Here is a 654-nt window from a genome sequence, read left to right as displayed (position 1 = left end):
GACCCGGGCCTTGCCGGCCTGATCGACCTCAACGCGCGGCGCAGTGGATCATTTGATCCGCCGCGCCGCTGCGCATCCTGACACCGCCGCCAATATTGCTGCTGGTAGCGACTACGCACAAGTTCCGCAGCGCCGCGCACCTAAACTGGTTTGATCCGGATCAACCAGCATGGAATGCTTGAAGCCGAGACGCCCGTCAGAGGCTGCCAAACGGCCAACAATGCCAAAACGGCCAACAAGAAGAAGCGGAGGACTACAATGCCAAGGAACCGTTCGATCCAGCTATCACGCCGTCAGCTCATCAAGGGCACCGCCGCCGCGTCGGCCACGCTGCTGCTCGGCAAGCCTGCGATCGCCAAAGGCAAGACCGAGATCGTGATCGGCAACATCGACGCCTATTCGGGACCGGCTGCGGTCTATTCGTCGATCGGCCGTACGCCCGGCGGCTATTTCAAGATGATCAACGACCGCGGCGGCATCAACGGCCGCAAGGTCAATTTCGTCAGCTATGACGACGCCTATTCGCCGCCCAAGGCGGTCGAGCAGGTGCGCAAGCTGGTCGAGAGCGACGAGGTGCTGTTCCTGTTCGGCACGCTCGGCACCGCCTCCAACACCGCGATCCAGAAATACATGAACGCCAAGATGGTGCCGCAG

At 61.8% G+C, this 654-nt stretch carries 1 protein-coding gene; it reads left to right on the top strand.

The window, feature by feature from the left end:
• Nucleotides 1-258 precede the first annotated feature (258 nt).
• A partial coding sequence (locus RX972_RS29070; RefSeq protein ID WP_316880740.1) for an ABC transporter substrate-binding protein occupies nt 259-654 on the top strand: 396 nt, incomplete at its 3' end.

The organism is Pseudomonas syringae group sp. J309-1 (genome assembly GCF_032582135.1).
GTDB classification, from domain to species: Bacteria; Pseudomonadota; Gammaproteobacteria; order Pseudomonadales; family Pseudomonadaceae; genus Aquipseudomonas; species Aquipseudomonas quasicaspiana.
Note: the sequence above shows the minus strand (reverse complement) of the source record. Positions and strands in the feature narration are given on the sequence as shown.